Here is an 18,363-nt window from a genome sequence, read left to right as displayed (position 1 = left end):
CCTGGCGCGGCAGCCCAAGACGGTACAGAGCTCCAGGTCTCGGGAGCCGCACGGTCTGAGCGGATCGCTGTCCAAGAGTGCGCGGACTCATGCCTGCAAAGTTCGTATACAGGGCCGGAGTTGAGGCGAAGAGCCGCTCTGGCCAGCGCCTCTCCCGATCAAGATTGTTTGAGGCGGGAAAGCTGAAGGTGGCTCGCATAAGGGTCATTCACGAGCGAACCGCCGTAACGGCGATAGTCGGCCAGGGCCGAAAACCACTGTAGAGCGGCCGTGTGCGGTGTGCGGTGTGCAGAGGTGTTGACGGGCGGTCCGCTCCGCGTGAGATCTTGGGGCCCGTTCAGGAATGTTCGGTACGTCAGAGGCTGTTCGGTATTCCGGACAATGCCGTAACTCCCGTGAAAGGGGAGGGGCATGACGACATTCGGTGGCCGGTCCTTAAGACGGCGTGACTTCATGGCCGCTTCGGCTCTCGGCACCGCCGCCGTGGCGGCCGGGTCCTGGCCGGCGTCCGCCCAGACGGCTGCCGCGCCCGGCGCTGGCGCGGCAGCCGTGCTCGGGAAGGCTCTCCCGCCGTACGTCGGTGCGGGCAGCACAGCGCCCATCCGGCCCTTCCGGCTGAACGAAGTGACGTTGGGCAAGGGCCTGTTCCAGGAGAAGCGCGACCGGGTGAAGGCCTTCATCCGCGCCTACGACGAGCGGCGCTTCTTCGTGCTGTTCAACAAGACCGCAGGCCGCTCCAACCCGCCCGGCGTCGAGGTCCCCGGCGGCTGGGAGGATGGCGGCCTGCTCAGCGGCCACTGGGCCGGCCACTACCTCACCGCACTCGCTCAGTCCCACGTCGACCAGGGCGAACAGGTCTACAAGGACAAGCTCGACCGGATGGTGCGCGAACTCGCCGCCTGCCAGGAGGCGTTGAAGGGCAGGACGGTGCATCCGGGCTACCTGGGCGCGCTGCCCGAGGACACCGTGCTGCGCGCGGGCCCGCCCCGGTTCGCCGTGTACGGCGGCGACCTTGACACCAACACCTGGGCGCCCTGGTACACCCAGCACAAGATCCTGCGCGGGCTGCTTGACGCGTACACCCTCACCGGCAACGAGCAGGCCTTCGAGATCGTCAAGGGGATGGCGGACTGGGCCCACCTCGCCCTGACGCTCGGCGACATCGAACACCCCGACTACGAGGGCCCGCTCACCCGCGACGACCTCAACTACCTGTGGGACACCTACATCGCGGGCGAGTACGGCGGCGCCAACGAGGTCCTCGCCGAGATTCACGCACTCACCGGCGACGCGCGCCACCTGGAGACCGCCCGCCTCTTCGACAGCCGCGAGTCCCTCTTCCAGGCGTGCGTCGAGGACCGCGACATCCTCGTCACCGCCGACGAGAACCGCCCCGGCCGCAGACGCCCCAACCACCTGCACGCCAACACGCACGTCCCCAACTTCGTCGGCTATCTACGGGCCTTCGAGCAGAATCGGGACGACGACTACCGGCGCGCGGCGGAGAATTTCTTCGCCATGGTCGTCCCTCACCGGATGTTCGCCCACGGCGGCACGAGTGGGACCGTCCCGGGCAGCAACACCAACCCGGAGCTGTTCCAGAACCGCGACAACATCGCTCATGCCATCGCGGGCGACGGCGCCGAGTCCTGCACCACGTACAACCTGCTCAAGCTGGCGCGCAATCTCTTCACGCTCGACCCCGACCCGGCCTACATGGACTACTACGAGCGCGGTCTGGTCAACATGGTGCTCGGGCAGCGCGCCGACACGGACCGGACGGACGATCCGCAGCTCGCCTACTTCCAGCCGCTGACCCCGGGCGCCGCCCGCGAGTACGACAACACCGGTACCTGCTGCGGCGGCAGCGGCCTCGAAGGCGGCACCAAGTACCAGGAGACGGTGTACTTCCGCTCGGCCGACGACAAGACGCTGTGGGTCAACCTGTACATCCCGTCCACCCTGCACTGGCGCGAACGGGACTTCACGGTCACCCAGAGGACCGGCTTCCCGCGTGAACACAGCAGCACTCTGCGGATCGACGGCCGCGGCCGGCTCGCCCTCAAACTGCGCGTCCCCGGCTGGGTGGCCGACACCTGGGACGGCTTCGCGGTCTCGGTCAACGGACGCCGCCTCAGCGGCCCGCGCCCGAAGCCGGGCAGCTACCTCGCGCTCGACCGCGACTGGCGGCCCGGAGACACCGTCGAGGTCTCGATGCCGTTCACCGTCCGCATCGAGCGCGCCCTGGACCGTCCGGAGATCCAGTCGGTCTTCTGGGGCCCGCTGATGATGCCGGTACTCGGCGAGGTGGCGAAGGGCGAGTTCCAGGAGCTGACGCTCTATCAACACCTCAAGCGCGACGGCGACTACGCCCGCTCGGCGATCACGCCGCACCACGGCCAGACCCTCGCCGCCGGCGACCGCACCTTGCGCCCGCACTACGTCGGCGACCGGCAGCCCCAGTCCGCCTACTTCAAGCGCGTCGAACCCGAGGTGGTCTTCGGCTCCCTCACCACCGGCGTCCCCAACCGCAAGGGCGACGACAACCTGCCGGACTACGACGTGCCGGTCGAGGGCGTCACCTCACCCGGCGACGAGGGCCTGACCTTCCTCGACGTGGTGTGGGACGGCGCGCCGTTCGCCGACCACCGCGACTTCGTCCGCCGGGTGGAAAGGACCGCGGACCGGTGGGTCACTGCCGGCCTCTTCACGGACGAGCAGCGCGCCACGGTCGTCGAGCGCGCGGCGGAGGCGGAGCGGGAGCTGGCTCCCTGACGCTGTGCTGCCTCGGCCAAGGGACTCTGTGCTGCCTCGGCAAGGAAACTCTGTGCTGCCCTTGGTGCGGGCGATGAATCCCGACGTGAATCCCGGTCTGCACTTCCGACGCGCGATCCATCGCAGACGCGGAGGGCACCATGACTGCTTCCTATACATTCGACGTCTTCTCCAGCCTCGACGGCTTCGGCGCGGCCGACGGCGGCAGCTGGACCGGCTACTGGGGGAAGCAGGGGCCCGAGCTTCTCGATCACCGCCTCGCCCTGTACCGCGAGGATCAGCGGATGGTCTTCGGAGCCAACACGTACCGGGCGTTCGCGCGGATGCTGGCGTCGAGTGCCGAGGAGTCGGAGGTGCGTGACCCTTGGGTGACGCGGATGACGAGTCTGCCGGCCACGATCGTGTCGACCACTCTGCAAGGGCCCCTCGACTGGGCGGACGCGACCGTCGCGCGGGGCGACGCCGTCGATGTCGTCGCGCGGCTCAAGGAGGAATCCCCCGTGCCGTTGCGCTCGCACGGCAGTCTGTCCATGAACCGCGCGCTGATGGCCGCCGGCCTGGTGGACCGCGTCCAGGTGACGCTCTTCCCTGTGATCACCGGGCGGACCGGGCTCGACCCGATCTTCCGGGGCGCGGCCGACTTCGACCTGGAGCTGCTCGAACACCGGACGCTCGACAGCCGCATCCAGGAACTCGTCTACCGGCCCATCCCGCACGTCTGATCATCAACGATCTCGGGCCACCAGTGACGGAACCTCCGGCAGTGCCGTCTCGTGCACCCACGCCCGGAACACCTCGGCCACGGGCCGGCGCGCGAACCGTTCCATGTGCGAGGCGAACATCTCGGTCGTGACGACGCCGTGCCGGTGCAGGTCCGTCCAGGCGCGCAGGGCCTGGAAGAACGGCTGGTCGCCGAGTGCGCAGCGCAGTGCGTGGACCGCCAGGGCGCCGCGTTCGTAGAGGCGGTCGTCGAACATGTGCTTGCGGCCGGGGTCGGCCAGGGACAGGTTCTCGGGGAGGCCGGAGAGCAGGTGGTGGGCCGCGGTGGCAAGGTCGTGGGCGCCGCGGCCGCCCGAGCGCTCGCACCAGAGCCACTCCGCGTACTTCGCGAGGCCCTCGTTGAGCCAGATGTGCTGCCAGTCGGCGACGGTGACGCTGTTGCCGAACCACTGGTGGGCCAGCTCGTGGGCGATGAGCCGCTCCGCACCGCGGGCGCCGTCCAGGTGGTTGGTGCCGAACAGCGACAGGCCCTGCGCCTCCACGGGGACGTCGAGCTCCTCGTCGGCGACCACGACCGCGTACTCGCCGAAGGGGTAGGGGCCGAAGAGGTCCTGGAACAGGGCCATCATCTGCGGCTGGCGCGCGAAGTCGCGGGAGAAGTCGGTGAGCAGATGGGCCGGGAAATGACCGGTCTGCGGAACCCCGTCGAGGCCCGGATCGCCGAGCAGCGCCGTCTGGAATCTGCCGATGGCCAGGCCGACCAAGTAGCTGGAGGTGGGCGCGGGTTGTTCGTACAGCCAGGTCGTGGTCGAGGCCCTGGTCGTACGGGTGAGGAGCCGGCCGCCGATCACCACCTGGTACGCGGAGGGGGTGGTGAGGGAGATCTGGTAGGCGGCCTTGTCGGCGGGGCGGTCGTTGCACGGGTACCAGGAGGGGGCGCCGACCGGCTGGCTGGCGACGAGCGCGCCGTCGGTCAGCTCCTCCCAACCCAGGCTGCCCCAGGGGCTCTTGACTGGCTTCGGATTCCCGGAGTAGTGCACATCGACGGTGAACGCGGCGCTCGCGGCCAGCGGCTTCGCCGGCCGGATCCGCAGCCTGCCGCCGCGCAGCGTGTAGTGCGCGGGGCGGCCGTCGACCCGGACCCGGCCGATCCGGAAGTCGGCGAAGTTCAGCTGGAACTCGTCCAGTTCGGCGCGGCCCGCGATGGCGCTGAGCCGGGCGGTGCCCGCCAGCCGGTTCGGCTCGGGCCGGTAGTCCAGGTCGAGTTCGTAGCGGTGCACGCGGAAGCGGGGGTCCCCGTTGGACGGGAAGTAGGGGTCCGGCTTGTGCTGCCCGTGGTGCCGGCCGCTGTGGTGCTGGCCGTAGTGCTGCCCGTTCACGCCTTGTCCGCTCCCTGTCCCCGTGCTCGTGACCGTACTCGTGGTGCTCCTACGGCATGGCCAACGCGCCCTGGGAGCGCGCCAGTTCACGGGCGCCAGGCCTCTATCGGGTTGCCCAGCCACCGGCTGCCCGGCGGCACCGACTCGCCGGCCATCACCAGGGATGCCGGCCCCAGCGTGCTCCGTGCACCGACCTCGCTGCCCGGCAGCACGATTCCACCGGGTCCCAGTGTGGCGCCCTCGCGAAGGGTCACAGTATCCGTCCGCAAGATCCGGTCGTGGAAGAGGTGCGTCTGCAGGACACAGCCCCGGTTCACGGTCGCCCCGGCCTCCAGGGTGACCAGGTCGGTCTCCGGCAGCCAGTAACTCTCGCACCACACGCCCGCCCCGATGCGCGCGCCGAGCCCGCGCAGCCAGGTAGTCAGGACCGGTGTGCCGGGCACCCCGCCCGCGAGCCACGGTACGGCGAGCATCTCCACGAATGTGTCGGCCAGTTCACCCCGCCACACGAAGCCGCACCACAGTGGGTGCTCAACTGTGCGATGGCGCCCGACAAGCAACCACTTGGCCACGATCGACACCACGCACGCGAGGGCGCCCGCGGCCAGCAGGACGGGCCCGCTCACGAGCGCTGCCGCCCACAGCCCGTGCGCCGCCGCGACCGCGGTCAGCGCGCCGAGGACCAGGACGACGAGCGCCGCTGAGCTGAACACCGGGACGAGACGGCCCAGTTCGACCACGGCGCGCGCCCAGCGCAGCCGGGCCGGCGGGGTGTAGGTGCGGCTCGGATCGGCGCCGGTGGCGGGGCGCGGCAGCCGGACCGGCGGCAGACCCAGGTAGGAACTGCCCCGCTTGGCCTTCTTCGGGGTGGCCGACAGGACGCCCACCAGGCCGTCGTCCGGCACCGAACGGCCGGGCGCCGTCATGCCCGAGTTGCCGAGGAACGCCCGTCGGCCGATCCGCGCGTGCCCGATCCGCACCCAGCCGCCCCCGAGTTCGTACGGCGCGGTCAGCGTGTCGTCGGCGAGGAACGCGCCGTCGCCGACCGTGGTGAGGCCGGGCAGCGCGAGCACCGTGGACACCTCGGCGTCCCGGCCGACCCGCATCCCGAGCAGCCGCATCCACACCGGCGTGACGAGCGCTGCGTACAGGGGGAACAGTGTCTGCCGGGACAGGTCCATCAGCTGGGTGACGGTCCAGGACTGCCAGCCCGCCCGGCTGTGCACCGGGAACGTCCCGGCGGTCAGGCCGAGTCCGGCGAGGCGGACACCGGCCAGGATCAGCACGGCGTACGTGAATCCGTAGGCGACGGCCGCCGGGGCGGCAGCGAGCAACCCGCCGCGTACGGCCTCACCGAGCCCGGCGCCCGCGGGCACGAAGGCGCGCGCGACCAGCAGGGCCGGGAGGGCGGACAGGAGCGGGAGGAGGGTGAGGGCCAGGCCCGCGGCCCCGTACATCGCGCGCCAGCCCGCTGTCCGCGGCGGCCGCTGCCCCGGCCACTCCCGCTTGGCCTTGCCGAGCTTGACCGCCGGTGAGCCCGCCCAGCGCTGACCGGTCGGGACGTGGTCCTGGACGGCGGAGCCCGGTGCGATCTCGGCGCGCTTGCCCACCCGGGCGCCCGGGAACAGCACACTCCGGGTGCCGACCACCGCGCCCGCGCCGACCTTCACGGCGCCGATCTCCAGGCGGTCGCCGTCGAGCCAGTGCCCCGACAGGTCGACCTCGCTCTCGACGGCGCAGCCGCGGCCGAGCTTGAGCAGTCCGGTGACCGGGGGCAGCGAGTGCAGGTCGACCTCGGGGCCGACCCGGGCGCCGAGCGCGCGGGCGTAGCGCTGCAACCACGAGCCGGTCAGGGATGTCGCGCCGCTGTGCTCGGCGAGGCGTTCCGCGGTCCACAGCCGCAGATGGACGCTGCCGCCCCGCGGATACGTGCCCGGACCGACGCCGCGCAGCAGCAGCCGGGCACCGCCCGCCGCGAACGCGAGCCGGCCCGGCGGGCTGAACAGGACGAGCGCCGCCGGGGCGAGCAGCCACCAGGAGGCGGAAGGCGCCCACGCGTGGCCGCCGAACCGGTGCAGGACGTCGGCAAGCACGGCGAGCGCGACCGTCCAGCGCAGCCCGTTGAGGGTGAACAGCGGTATCAGGAGCAGTAGTTGGATGATTTGCGCGCGAGTCGGGACCGGGACGATGACCCGCTCCGCGCTGTCGTCCTGCGCCGACTTCTCCAGGCGGCGGGCCAGCTTGCGCAGGACCGGGCGCTCGTAGATGTCGATGACGGCGGCGCGCGGATAGCGGGTGCGCAACCGTGTGGTCAGCTGGGCGGCGGCGAGGCTGCCGCCCCCGATCGCGAAGAAGTTGTCGTGCGCGCCGGTGACGGGGACGCCGAGCGTCTCGCTCCACTGCTCGGCGAGCCAGGCCTCGGTGCCGTAGAGCTGTTCTGCCGGGGCGCCGGTCTCCACGTCGGGCAGTGGCCATGGCAGTGCGTCGCGGTCGACCTTGCCGGAGGTGCGCGTGGGCAGCTCGGCGACGGGGGCGAGCAACGGCACGAGCGCGGCGGGCAGTTCGGACCGCAGCTTGTCCACGGACGCCGCGTGTTGCCAGCCGTCCTGGGTGACGAGGTAGCCGACGAGCAGCTGGTTGCCGCCGCGTGCGGTGCGCACGGCGCAGGCCGCGCCCGCGACACCGGGCAGCGCCTGGAGCGCGGCGTCGACCTCGCCCAGCTCGATGCGCCGCCCGCCGAGCTTGATCTGCTCGTCGCCGCGCCCGAGAAAGACCAGACCCTCGGGGTCGGCCTTGACCAGATCGCCGCTGCGATAGGCGCGCTCCCAGCCCAGGGCGGGCAGCGGCGCGTACTTCTCGGCGTCCTTGACCGGGTCGAGGTAGCGCGCCAACCCCACGCCGCCGATGACGAGTTGACCGCTGGAGCCCATCGGGACGGGCCGGTCGGTCTCGTCGACGACGGCGAGCTCCCAGCCCGCCAGTGGCAGCCCGATGCGGACCGGCTCGGCGCCGGTCATCAGGGCGGCGCAGGCGACGACGGTGGCCTCGGTGGGCCCGTACGTGTTCCACACCTCGCGGCCCTCGGTGACGAGCCGCTGGACGAGTTCGGGTGGGCAGGCCTCGCCGCCGAAGATCAGCAGCCGGACGTCGTTGAGGGCCTCCGGCTCCCACAGGGCGGCCAGCGTCGGCACGGTGGAGATCACGGTGATCTCCTGCTCGGCCAGCCACGGCCCGAGGTCGGCGCCGCCACGCACCTGGGCGCGCGGCACCGGCACCAGGCAGGCGCCGTGCCGCCACGCCAGCCACATCTCCTCGCAGGACGCGTCGAACGCGACGGACAGGCCCGCCATGACGCGGTCCCCTGGCCCGATCGGGTCCTCGGCGAGGAAAAGCGCGGACTCCGCGTCCACGAACGCCGCGGCACCGCGATTGCTGACGGCGACACCCTTGGGCCGTCCGGTCGACCCGGACGTGAAGATGATCCACGCGTCGTCGTCGAGCCCGGGACGCCCGGCGGATGTGGCGGAGGGCCGCGCGACGGTGAAGGCGTGCCCCGCCCCGATCGCCGTCCTCACCCCCGCCTCACCGAAGACGAGTTCGGCCCGCTCGTCCGGATCCTCGGCGTCCACGGGTACGTACGCTGCGCCCGCGGCGAGCACGGCGAGGATCGCGACGTACAGGTCGTTCGTCCCCGACGGCACCCGCACACCGACCCGGTCGCCGCGCCCCACCCCGGCCGCGGCCAGACGGTGGCGCAGCCGGTCGACCTCGGCGTCCAGCGCGCGGTACGTCAGACGGCGCACGCCGTCGTCGAGGGCGGGTTCGTCGGGATGCTCACGGACGGTCGCGTCCAGGATGTCGACCAGGGTGCGCGGGGCGGCGGCCTCCTTCGCGAAGAAGTGCGCCGGAGCGTCGAGCCGTTCGGTCAGCTCCGCTTCGAGCAGGCTGAGCTCGTCGTGTGCGCGAGTGGCGTCCATCGGGTCCCAACGTCGAGACGACGGCAGCCCGGCGGACGCGACCCAAGTACCCCCGAACTGCCCGGAGTTGCCCGGCCTGGGCCGGACAACCGGGACATGTTACGGCGTCGGGGGCGCGGGGTGCGGATCGTGCAGGTCAATCGGGACGTGGCGAACTCCTCGGCGATGGTGCCCCGTTGGCCGTGAGCCCCGTGCGTCGGATCGGTCAGATGACCGTTCCGACATCCTCGGCGGCGATGCCGTCCATGGCACGCTCGGCCACCGCGGCGATGGTCATCGAGGGGTTGCAGGCGCCGGTGGTGCCGGGGATGAGCGCGCCGTCGAGGACGTACAGGCCACGCTGCCCCTGGACGCGGCCCTCCAGGTCGCACACGGTGCCCATCGGTGCGCCGCCCAGTGGGTGCCAGGTGCTGTTGACCAGGGAGTTGGTGTCGAGGAGGGTGCCGAGGCCCTGGGAGATCTTGGTGACCCGCTCGTGGATGGCGCGGTGGCTCGAGGCGTCGGCGTCCTTCGGCCAGTGCAGGGACACGGAGTCGGTGGCGCCGTTGTACCGGAGTCGGCCGCGGTCCGGGCTGACGCCGAAGCCCACCAGCATGGTGGTGCGGATGTCGAGGCCCAGGGGTGGCAGAGACGCCTGGATGACGGTGTTCGCGGTGGCCGGGTCGGCCCAGTCCTTGGATCCGTAGACGACGGGGCCGCCCTGTTCGCCGCCGAAGTCCTCCTGGAGGCTGGTCCAGGCGTAGATGCGGTCGCCGTTGGTGCCCCAGCCCTCGCCAAGCCCTTCGGGCAGGTCGGGGATGGCGCCGGTCGCGCCCGCGCGGACCAGGAGCTTGCTGGTGTTGACGCTGCCGGCCGCCATGATCAGGGCGCGGGTGGTGAGCACCTTCTGCTCCAGCACGGTGCCGGAGTCGTCGGTGCGGTCGACGTGCACCTCCCAGCGGTCGTCGGCGGCGCGGGCCACGGAGATGACGTTGTGGTGGGTGGCGACGGTGACCTTGCCGGTCGCCTCGGCCTGCTTCAAATACGTCACGTCCACGGAGTGCTTGCCGCCGTTGTTGACGCCGAGCGCGCAGTCGCCGTTCGTGTACGAGGGCTTCATGTCGCCGCGCAGTTCGGCCAGGGCGTAGTCCCAGTCGATCGGCATGGGGATCTTCTCCAGGCCGTATCCGGCCTTGCGGACACGCTCGCCGAAGACCCGCGACGCGTGGTACGTGGGCGAGTCGATCAGCCGGTCGGGGGCGGTGGCCGCCTTGAGCATGCGGGCGACGCGCGGATAGTGGACCCGGTCCATGCGCCGGTAGTCGAGGCCTTCGGGCAGCCAGGTGTTGAAGACGGACTCCGAGGGCTGGAGGGTCATGCCCTGGTAGACGAGCGAGCCGCCGCCGACCCCGGCCGCGCACACGCTCAGGATGTTCTCCCCGAGCACCGGTTCGAGGAGTCCGGTGTAGGGCGCGAAGCTGAGCGGGGTGCCGATCAGGCGGGCGAGCGGGCGGACGGCCTCGGGCAGGGTGCCGTACCAGAGGGCCCGCTTGTCGAGCCCGGAGACGCGGGGGAAGGTCTCCGCGTTCGGGCCGGTGGGCCAGCGCCGCCCGCGTTCGAGCACGGTCACCGGCACGTCGGCCTGCGCGAGTCGCAGTGCGGCGACGCCGCCGCCGAAGCCGGATCCGATGACGACGACGCGGTGTTCCTCGCGGGTCAGACGTACGCGGGCGGGCGCCGCCGATGCGGCCGTGGAGGGAAGGGCGGTCGCGGCGGTGAGGGCGGCGGCGCCGGTGAGCAGGGCGCGCCTGGTGGGGGAGGGCATGAGCGACTCCTTGACCATGTGGGGGAGGCAAGTGGGGGAGCGGGCACAGGGGAACAGAGCAGGCGCCTGCCAACTCCGGTCGAGAGCACGGTGGTTACTCGCCGGTCAGCTACCGCAGAGTAGAGTCGCGTGTCACTTAGTGACAAGATGGCGTCATGCGACAGATGCCATGGGGAGAGTGGCGGCAGGGGCAGCCGACGGGAGAGCGGCCCTCGCTCGCCGAACGCCGCAAGGTCGCGCTCCGGTTCGAGATCGCCTGCGAGGCGGTGCGCCTGTTCACCACCCAGGGCGTCACCGCTACGACGGGGGAGCAGATAGCGCGGGCCGTCGGAGTCTCCTCACGCACCTTGTGGCGTCACTTCCCGACGAAGGAGAGCTGTGTGCTCCCGCTGCTCACGGCAGGTCTGGACTTCGCCGTGACCCAACTGCGCGACTGGCCACCGCAGATGAGCCTGATGGACTTCTTCACCGAGACGCGCGGGACGGGAGATCTGCCGCAAGGTACGCCCACCATCCTCGCCCTGATCCGCATGACCTCGACCGAGCCCGCCCTGCGCGCCGTCTGGCTCCAGGCGCACGACGACGCGCTCCCCGTCCTCGGCCGACTGCTCGCGGAGCGCTCCGGCGGCGTCGCCGACGACCTGCGCGTGACGGTGCACGCGGCGACCCTCAACGGCGCCCTGCGTGCGGCCGCGGAGGACTTCGCCCGCCGCTACGCGGACCAACCCGAGGCCTCGTACGACGAGTTCGCGGCATGCCTTGACGTCGCCCTGCGCGCGGCGTCGGAGGGGCTGCCGTATTAGGCGGACACCACGGAGGATGTGTCCCACAGGGAGCGAGTGCCGAACCCGGCCAGATCCAGGGCCAGTTCCGCGTACATCGCGTTGGCCCAGGAGAACCAGTCGCGGGTGAACCGGTCCGGGTCGTCCTTGTGGAAGGACTCGTGCATCGCCCCCGTTCCGCCGTCGGTGTTGATCAGGGTGTGCAGCAACTGGAGCCGCCGCTCCGGGTCATTGCTGGTCAGTCCCTCCACGGCGAGCGCGATGGGCCAGATGTAGCCGTCCGGGGTGTGCGGGCTGCCCACACCCTCGGCGGCCGTCCCGCGGTACCAGGTCGGATTGGCGGGGGAGAGCACGAACGCGCGGGTGGCCAGGTACAGCGGATCCCTCGGCGAGACGTCGGCGACCAGTGGCAGGGACAGCAGGCTGGGCATGTTGGCGTCGTCCGCCAGGAGCGCGTTGCCGAGTCCGTCGACCTCGTAGGCGTAGATCGAGCCGTGCTCGGGGTGGTCGACGGTGCCGTGCCGCTGAGTCGCCGCGCGTAGTTCCGCGGCCAACGCATCAGCCTCGTCGGCGAGTTCGGCATCCTCCACGGTTCGAGCCAACTCGGCGACGCCGTCGAGGGCAGCGGCGGCGCACAGGTTGGCGGGCACGTTGTACCCGTACGTGCATGCGTCGTCGCTGGGCCTGAACCCGCTCCAGGTCATCCCGGTCACGCCGACGGGTGTGCCGCGCCCCGCGTTCTGGAGGGTGTCGGTCGGCGGGACGTTCTCCCGCACGAAGCGGTACTTCGACAGATGCTCGTGGTCCTGCTCCGTGCGCCACACGGAGATCGCCGCGCGCGCCGCCTCCATCGCACCCGCCACGTGCTCGGTGCGCCCGGTCGCCTGCCAGAAGCGGTGGGCCAGCAGGAGCGGGAAGGCGAGGGAGTCGACCTCGTACTTCTCCTCCCAGACCAGCGGGTCCTCGCACAGGTCGGCCGCGTCGTGGGCCCGCCCGGACGGCTCGGCGTTGAACGCGTTGGCGTACGGATTGTGCGCGATCTGCCGGAACTGGCGGCGCACCACGGCGAGCAGCAGGTCCTGAAGGTCCCGGTCGTCCTTGAGCAGCGCCAGGTACGGCATCATCTGCGTCGTCGAGTCGCGCAGCCACATGGCGGGGATGTCACCCGTCACGACGAAGGCGGTGCCGTCGGACATCGGGCGGATGGTGCGGGCCAGCGTGTCGTCCAGGCAGCGCACCAGCGTCTGTCCGAAGCGGGAGTCGCCGAGCTCATCGAGACGGCGGACCGCCTGCTGGACGACCGGGTTGTGCTGGACGCTGAGGGGAAACGGCATCGTCGGCCTTTCGTGGCGGGGCGATGCCAAACGTAGATCACGACGGTGGGGCGCGGAAGAGCGCGGCATGATCCAAACGACAGGCTCTAACGCCGGACCGGATACCGCAGGTGCAGGGCGCGGCGCCCCTGGACGACGATCGGGTCATCGAGGAGGAGGTGGCCGCGCGCCGGCTTCGCGAAGTAGGGGACTCCCTCGCCGAACAGCACCGGCACGAGGCTGACACACACCTCGTCCACCAGACCGAGATCGAGCGCCTGTTGGGTGATCGCCGCGCTCGCGATGGTGACGTCTAGGTCGCCCGCGATCTCCTTGGCCCGGGTGACCGCGGCCTCGACCCCGTCGACGAACGTCGTGGTGGGCCACCGAGTGGCGGCGTCCTCGGGCGCGCGATGCGTGACCACGACGACGGGCGCGCCCGCCGGATGCTTGTCACCCCAGCCGTCAGCGATGTCGAACAGGCGCCGGCCGGCGACGAGGGCTCCGCACCTGCCGGTCAGCTCTTCCAGCATCTGTGCACCGGCGTCGTCGACCTGGAAGGTGACGGTCTCGTTCGGGTTGGGGACGTTCACGTCTCCCGCCTCGTACCACTCGAACAACTCCCCGATCTCGTCCCGCGGACTCGCGATGAAGCCGTCCAGCGACATGGTCATGTGCGTGAGTACCTTGGGCATCGTGCGTCTCCTGCGGCTCGTAGTCGTGTGGTCCGTCACGGGGATCGACTTCCGCGGGCCGTGGAATTCATCGGCATCCCGACACCGCACCTCAAATCCGTGGCCGTCGCCTCCCGAGGTCTGGACCCCGTACCGATCTCCGGCGAGCATGGGCCTCGCACGGCACTGCGACCGGCACGCGGGGCCGGACTCGTGTGCCGTACGCGCATCACCTCCGAGAAGGCGAGCGGGATCGACGAGGGGACGGCCGTATGCCACTGGAACCGGTGACCCGGATGTTTCTGGCGGAACTGGCCGAGGCCGACGGCCCGGCGATGCACGAATCCACGCCGGCCGTCGCCCGGCTGCACGGCCCGATCCTCTCCGGCCTCAGTGGCCGGGGCCCGGAGGTCGGCGCGGTCCGGGACGTCAGGGTCGAGGGTCGGGACGGCGGGCGGGTCCGCGTCCGAGTGCTGCGTCCCGCGGGTACCCCGCAGGCGGTCGTCGTGTACTTCCATGGCGGCGGCTGGGTCGTCGGAGACATCGACCTGCAGTACGACCACGTGGGCCGCCGACTCGCGAACGCGACGCAGGCGACCGTTGTGATGGTCAACTACCGTAAGGCGCCCGAGTATCCGTTCCCGACCGCGATCGAGGACAGCTGGGCAGGGCTGGTCTGGGCCGCCGAGCATGTGGATGAACTCGCCGCGCAGGGGGCCCCGTTGCTCGTCGCGGGAGACAGCGCGGGCGGCAACATCGCCGCCGTGGTGGTCCGTTGGGCGCGGGATCGCGGCGGGCCCGCCATCGACTTCCAGGCCCTGGTCTATCCCGTCACCGACTGCGACCTGGACCGACCCTCGTATGTCGCCCCGCAGAACCAGCTCCTGCTCGCCCGGGACACCATGGTCTGGTTCTGGGATCACTATCTGCCTGACGAGAAGGCCCGTACGCACCCGGACGCCTCCCCGCTGCGCGCCGACAGCCTCGCGGGCCTGCCCCCTGCGCTCGTGTATGTCGCCGAGTACGACCCGCTGCACGACGAGGGTGTCGCCTATGCGCACGCGTTGCGCGACGCGGGAGTACCCGTGGCCCTTGAAGAGGCCGCGGGCCAGATGCACGCGTTCTTCCAGATGGTGGGCATTCTGCCGGGCTTCGACGACGGGCTGCGGCTGGTGGCGGAACACATCAACAAGTTCGTCGCCGAAAGGGCGGTGTGAGCCATGGCCGACCACGACGTCATCGTCATCGGCGCCGGCTTCGCGGGCCTCTACCAGCTGCACCGGCTGCGCGCGCTCGGCTTCGACACGTGTGTCATCGAGGCCGGCGATGACGTCGGCGGCACCTGGTATTGGAACCGCTACCCCGGGGCCCGCTGCGACATCGAGTCCGTCGAGTACTCCTACTCCTTCGACGCCGATCTCGAACAGGAGTGGGACTGGAGCGAGCGCTACGCGTCGCAGCCGGAGATCCTCTCCTACATCCACCACGTGGCCGACCGCTTCGACCTGCGGAAGGATGTCGTCCTCAACTGCCGTGTCGAGGCACTTGATTGGGACGATGGGGCGCAACGCTGGACGGTCCGGGCCTCGGACGGCGCACCCCGCACCGCCCGGTACGTCATCGCGGCCACCGGATGTCTGTCCGTACCGTCCCGGCCCGACTTCGAGGGCCTCGCGGACTTCGCGGGCCGGCTGCTGTGGACGTCCCACTGGCCCCACGAGGACGCCGATCTGGCGGGCAAACGCGTGGCCGTGATCGGCACCGGTTCCTCCGGGCTGCAGACCATCACCGCGATCGCCCCGCTGGTGGGCTCGCTCACCGTCTTCCAACGCACCCCGTCCTACGCGGTGCCCGCCCACAACGGCCCCAACACCGCCCGCCTCACCGAGGCGCGGGCCCGCTACCCCGAACGGCGAGCGGTGTCGCGCGCCTCCTCGAAGGGCTTCGACTGCGACGAGGAAGCGCAGGTGCTGCTGACCGAGACCGAAGTGGAGGAAATCGTAAGGGAGTTGGATCGGCGCTGGGATGTCGGAGGTCTCTGTTTCGGCAGCGGCTTCAGCGACCTGCTCAAGGACGCGGAGGCCAACGAGGCGGTCGCCGAGTACGTCCGCGCCCGGATCCGCGAAAAGGTGAAGAGCCCCGAACTCGCCGAGCGGCTCACCCCGCGCACGTACCCGATCGCCAGCAAGCGGATGTGCGTCGACACCGGCTACTTCGAGGTGTTCAACCAGGACAACGTCACCCTGGTCGACCTCGCCGAACGGCCCATCGCCCGGATGACCGAGCGCGGGATCCGCACCGAGGACGGGGCCGCGTACGACGTCGACGTCATCGTCATGGCGACCGGGTTCGACGCGATGACCGGCGCGTTGAACGCCATCGACATCAGGGGCGCCGACGGCCGCTCACTGCGGGAGAAGTGGGAGCACGGCCCGCGCACGTATCTGGGCCTGATGTCGGCCGGCTTCCCCAACCTCTTCACGGTGACCGGGCCCCAGAGCCCATCCGTCCTCTCCAACATGATGACCTCGATCGAGCACCACGTGGACTGGATCACCCGCGCCCTCACGCACCTGCGCGAGCGCGGCCTGCACCGCATGGAGGCCGACCCCGACGCCGAGGACAACTGGGTGAACACCACCAACGACCTTGCCCACCTCACGCTCATGCCACAGGCCGCGTCCTGGTACATGGGTGCCAACATCCCCGGCAAACAACGGGTGTTCATGCCGTTCGTCGGCGGCGTCGGCCTCTACCGCGACCTCACCGACGGCATCGCGGTGAGCCATTACCACGGCTTCGAACTGAGCTGAGCCGAGCTGAGCCGAGCTGCTCTGGGCGTCAGCTCTGCCGGGCGCTGCCCATTTCGGCCGGGAACGCGGTCGCGTCGCAGTCGAAGCCCTGGATCAGCTCGTGGAGTTTCCAGGCTCCGGAGTCATTGCGCCTGAACTCCACGATGGTCGCGGCGGTGGACCCGGCGACGGGCGTGAAGTCGGTCTCCAGTAGGTCCGTGTACTTCTCCACGACCACGACCCCGGCGTTCTCGATGTCGGAGAAGGTGCGCGGGTCGACGTCCTGGTGGATCACCACGCCGACCACCACCCGTACGTAGGACGACGCGAGGCGGTCGAGTTCGAGAGCCATGACCTCGACGAAGCCGAAACCCATCCCGGTCTGGCTGTGCCGGGTCATGTTGATCGTGCCGTCGGGGGAGCGGCTGTCGTAGTGGACGACGTACGCGGGTTCCCCTTCGGGGGCGTCCTCGGAGTACGTCGCGGCGACGATGTCGAGATGGCGCGGGGACTGCCCCACGGGACTCGGGTCCCAGCGAAGCCTGACTTCGATCTTCTGCAGTCCCGTCGTGACGCTGCTCACCGGACGCCGCCTCTCTGCCTCGAATCACCAGAGGCCATCCCGCCCCCGTGCCCCCAAGTATGGCCTGCTACCAGCGGCTTGATGGCCCCTTAACGCAATTCACTCGTGCGTGCGGCGCCGGAACGCGGCCGTCCGCTCGTAGCATGCGGCGCATGCCCATCAAACTTGAGAACGTCGCCATCGCGGTTCGCGACCTCGAAGCAACCATCTCCTTCTTCACCGACCTCGGCCTCACGGTCCTCGGCCGGGACACGGTCAGCGGTGAGTGGACCGACACCGCCGTCGGTCTGGACGGCAACCACGCCAAGATCGCGATGCTCCAGACGCCGGACGGACATGGCCGCCTCGAGCTGTTCGAGTACATCCACCCCGCGGCGATCGAGACGGAGCCGACCCTTCCCAACGAGATCGGCATGCACCGTGTCGCCTTCTCGGTCGACAACATCGACGAAGCGCTGGAGACGGCCGCCAGGCACGGCTGCCACCCGCTGCGTGGAGTGGGGACCTACGAGGACATCTACAAGCTCACGTACGTCCGCGGCCCCAGCGGCATCATCGTGATGCTCGCCGAGGAGCTGAAGAAGGGCTGACGGCCGATCGGACCTGCCTCCCGGGTGTCGGGATGCCGGGCCCCGTAGCGGCTGCGACGATCGGCGGGCGTCCGTTTCATGCCCGTTTGCGGAGTCGCCGTGCGGGCGGCGGGCGCACGAGTGACCTGGGCGCGGGAGCGTCTCGGGTCTCCCGGCCCACGGCATGAAAGGCCCACCCATGCACGCTGTACCCGTGAAGCGGAGCAATCGAGACGCGCGAGGGCGTGCGCTCGGCGTCGTGTGCGCCGTCGCCGCCCTCTCCCTGCTGAGCGCCTGCTCGTCGGACGACGGGGACGACACCTCCTCGGGCGCCAAGGAGAGCGAGAGCGCCGCCCAGCAGGATCAGGCCAGTGACGCGACCCCGACCGGACGGCTGAACCAGGACCAGACCGAGCGCAAGAAGCTGCTCTCCGCGGCGAAGGTCGACTGGGACAAGGCGGCGGGCACCGCGGAGAAGGAGGTCTCCGGCAGCAAGCTCCTGGGCATCGAGCTCGACGACGACAAGCAGGGCAACCCGGAGTGGGACGCCGAGGTCGTCGCGTCGGACGGCACGAGCACCGACGTACGCGTCGATGCCGTCACCGGCAAGGTGAGCGGCTCCACGGCGGACAGCGACCAGGACGCGGACGACAAGAAGGAGAACACCGACCAGCTCGCCGCGGCCAAGATCACGGCGGCGAAGGCCGCGGGGACGGCCACGGACCGGAAGAAGGGCAAGGTCACCTCCGTCGCCCTCGACGACTCCGACAGCGGAACCACGGTCTGGTCGGTCGACGTGGTCACACCCGCCACCTGGAACAAGACGACGTTCGACATCGACGCGTCCAACGGCAAGGTCCTGAACAAGCACGTCGACCGGGACTGAACTCCCGCCAGGCTCTAGGGCGTGTTTCGAAAGTCCCGTCTGCCTCGCGGGGTCTGGCACGCACGCTCGCGGCGTTGCCGAAATGCCCTAGTAGCTCCGCTACGAGACC

The 18,363-nt window shown here is 70.5% G+C and carries 13 protein-coding genes; 7 read left to right on the top strand and 6 right to left on the bottom strand.

The features are described from left to right. The first annotated feature begins 453 nt into the window (after positions 1 to 453). Both ACWD2L_RS38550 and ACWD2L_RS38545 read left to right on the top strand, forming a co-directional pair. Positions 454 to 2,775: a glycoside hydrolase family 127 protein gene (locus ACWD2L_RS38550; protein ID WP_451193474.1), complete on the top strand. Its 2,322-nt coding sequence runs from the start codon at positions 454 to 456 to the stop codon at positions 2,773 to 2,775. A gap of 140 nt (positions 2,776 to 2,915) precedes the next feature. Then, positions 2,916 to 3,497, top strand: coding sequence for a dihydrofolate reductase family protein (locus ACWD2L_RS38545; RefSeq protein ID WP_451193471.1), 582 nt, complete (start codon positions 2,916 to 2,918; stop codon positions 3,495 to 3,497). 3 nt (positions 3,498 to 3,500) lie between these two features. On the opposite strand, the gene ACWD2L_RS38540 is transcribed toward ACWD2L_RS38545, so the two are convergent. The 3 genes from ACWD2L_RS38540 to ACWD2L_RS38530 form a co-directional block, all read right to left on the bottom strand. Beyond that, positions 3,501 to 4,874: a M1 family metallopeptidase gene (locus tag ACWD2L_RS38540; RefSeq protein ID WP_451193468.1), complete on the bottom strand. Its 1,374-nt coding sequence runs from the start codon at positions 4,872 to 4,874 to the stop codon at positions 3,501 to 3,503. A gap of 86 nt (positions 4,875 to 4,960) precedes the next feature. Beyond that, complete coding sequence (locus ACWD2L_RS38535) at positions 4,961 to 8,851, bottom strand: Pls/PosA family non-ribosomal peptide synthetase (RefSeq protein WP_451193466.1); 3,891 nt, start codon at positions 8,849 to 8,851, stop codon at positions 4,961 to 4,963. 205 nt (positions 8,852 to 9,056) lie between these two features. After that, a complete protein-coding gene (locus ACWD2L_RS38530) occupies positions 9,057 to 10,655 on the bottom strand; it encodes a GMC oxidoreductase (RefSeq protein WP_451193463.1) in 1,599 nt (532 codons plus the stop codon). A 155-nt stretch (positions 10,656 to 10,810) separates the two neighbouring features. Here ACWD2L_RS38530 and ACWD2L_RS38525 point away from each other — a divergent pair, with 155 nt between their 5' ends. After that, positions 10,811 to 11,458, top strand: a complete 648-nt coding sequence (locus ACWD2L_RS38525; RefSeq protein ID WP_451193461.1) for a TetR family transcriptional regulator — start codon at positions 10,811 to 10,813, stop codon at positions 11,456 to 11,458. Here ACWD2L_RS38525 and ACWD2L_RS38520 read toward each other — a convergent pair. Both ACWD2L_RS38520 and ACWD2L_RS38515 read right to left on the bottom strand, forming a co-directional pair. Next, positions 11,455 to 12,771, bottom strand: coding sequence for a glycoside hydrolase family 125 protein (locus ACWD2L_RS38520; protein ID WP_451193458.1), 1,317 nt, complete (start codon positions 12,769 to 12,771; stop codon positions 11,455 to 11,457). The genes ACWD2L_RS38525 and ACWD2L_RS38520 overlap by 4 nt on opposite strands. Positions 12,772 to 12,857: 86 nt before the next feature. After that, positions 12,858 to 13,445, bottom strand: coding sequence for a dihydrofolate reductase family protein (locus ACWD2L_RS38515; RefSeq protein ID WP_451193455.1), 588 nt, complete (start codon positions 13,443 to 13,445; stop codon positions 12,858 to 12,860). A 251-nt stretch (positions 13,446 to 13,696) separates the two neighbouring features. On the opposite strand from ACWD2L_RS38515, the gene ACWD2L_RS38510 reads away from it, so the two are divergent. Together ACWD2L_RS38510 and ACWD2L_RS38505 are read left to right on the top strand one after the other, a co-directional pair. After that, entirely contained in the window at positions 13,697 to 14,641 is a 945-nt protein-coding gene (locus tag ACWD2L_RS38510) for an alpha/beta hydrolase (protein ID WP_451193452.1), read from the top strand. A 3-nt stretch (positions 14,642 to 14,644) separates the two neighbouring features. Beyond that, on the top strand, positions 14,645 to 16,237 hold the full coding sequence (locus tag ACWD2L_RS38505) for a flavin-containing monooxygenase (protein ID WP_451193450.1): 1,593 nt from the start codon (positions 14,645 to 14,647) through the stop codon (positions 16,235 to 16,237). Between the two features lie 28 nt (positions 16,238 to 16,265). Here the strand turns inward: ACWD2L_RS38505 and ACWD2L_RS38500 are convergent, their stop codons facing one another. Continuing rightward, positions 16,266 to 16,799: a TerD family protein gene (locus tag ACWD2L_RS38500; RefSeq protein ID WP_451193447.1), complete on the bottom strand. Its 534-nt coding sequence runs from the start codon at positions 16,797 to 16,799 to the stop codon at positions 16,266 to 16,268. Positions 16,800 to 16,951: 152 nt separating this feature from the next. On the opposite strand from ACWD2L_RS38500, the gene ACWD2L_RS38495 reads away from it, so the two are divergent. Together ACWD2L_RS38495 and ACWD2L_RS38490 are read left to right on the top strand one after the other, a co-directional pair. Then, complete coding sequence (locus tag ACWD2L_RS38495) at positions 16,952 to 17,389, top strand: VOC family protein (protein ID WP_451193444.1); 438 nt, start codon at positions 16,952 to 16,954, stop codon at positions 17,387 to 17,389. 193 nt (positions 17,390 to 17,582) lie between these two features. Beyond that, complete coding sequence (locus ACWD2L_RS38490; RefSeq protein ID WP_451193441.1) at positions 17,583 to 18,254, top strand: PepSY domain-containing protein; 672 nt, start codon at positions 17,583 to 17,585, stop codon at positions 18,252 to 18,254. The last annotated feature ends 109 nt before the right edge of the window (positions 18,255 to 18,363 follow it).

The sequence above is a fragment of the Streptomyces sp. NPDC002754 genome (genome assembly GCF_053592315.1).
Note: the sequence above shows the minus strand (reverse complement) of the source record. Positions and strands in the feature narration are given on the sequence as shown.

Bases quoted from the DNA above. Each gene is read 5' to 3' on its own strand.
- ACWD2L_RS38550 (WP_451193474.1), top strand. From the start codon at position 454: ATGGCCGCTTCGGCTCTCGGCACCGCCGCCGTGGCGGCCGGGTCCTGG.
- ACWD2L_RS38545 (WP_451193471.1), top strand. From the start codon at position 2,916: ATGACTGCTTCCTATACATTCGACGTCTTCTCCAGCCTCGACGGCTTC.
- ACWD2L_RS38535 (WP_451193466.1), bottom strand. From the start codon at position 8,851: ATGGACGCCACTCGCGCACACGACGAGCTCAGCCTGCTCGAAGCGGAG.
- ACWD2L_RS38530 (WP_451193463.1), bottom strand. From the start codon at position 10,655: ATGCCCTCCCCCACCAGGCGCGCCCTGCTCACCGGCGCCGCCGCCCTC.
- ACWD2L_RS38525 (WP_451193461.1), top strand. From the start codon at position 10,811: ATGCGACAGATGCCATGGGGAGAGTGGCGGCAGGGGCAGCCGACGGGA.
- ACWD2L_RS38520 (WP_451193458.1), bottom strand. From the start codon at position 12,771: ATGCCGTTTCCCCTCAGCGTCCAGCACAACCCGGTCGTCCAGCAGGCG.
- ACWD2L_RS38515 (WP_451193455.1), bottom strand. From the start codon at position 13,445: ATGCCCAAGGTACTCACGCACATGACCATGTCGCTGGACGGCTTCATC.
- ACWD2L_RS38510 (WP_451193452.1), top strand. From the start codon at position 13,697: ATGCCACTGGAACCGGTGACCCGGATGTTTCTGGCGGAACTGGCCGAG.
- ACWD2L_RS38505 (WP_451193450.1), top strand. From the start codon at position 14,645: ATGGCCGACCACGACGTCATCGTCATCGGCGCCGGCTTCGCGGGCCTC.
- ACWD2L_RS38495 (WP_451193444.1), top strand. From the start codon at position 16,952: ATGCCCATCAAACTTGAGAACGTCGCCATCGCGGTTCGCGACCTCGAA.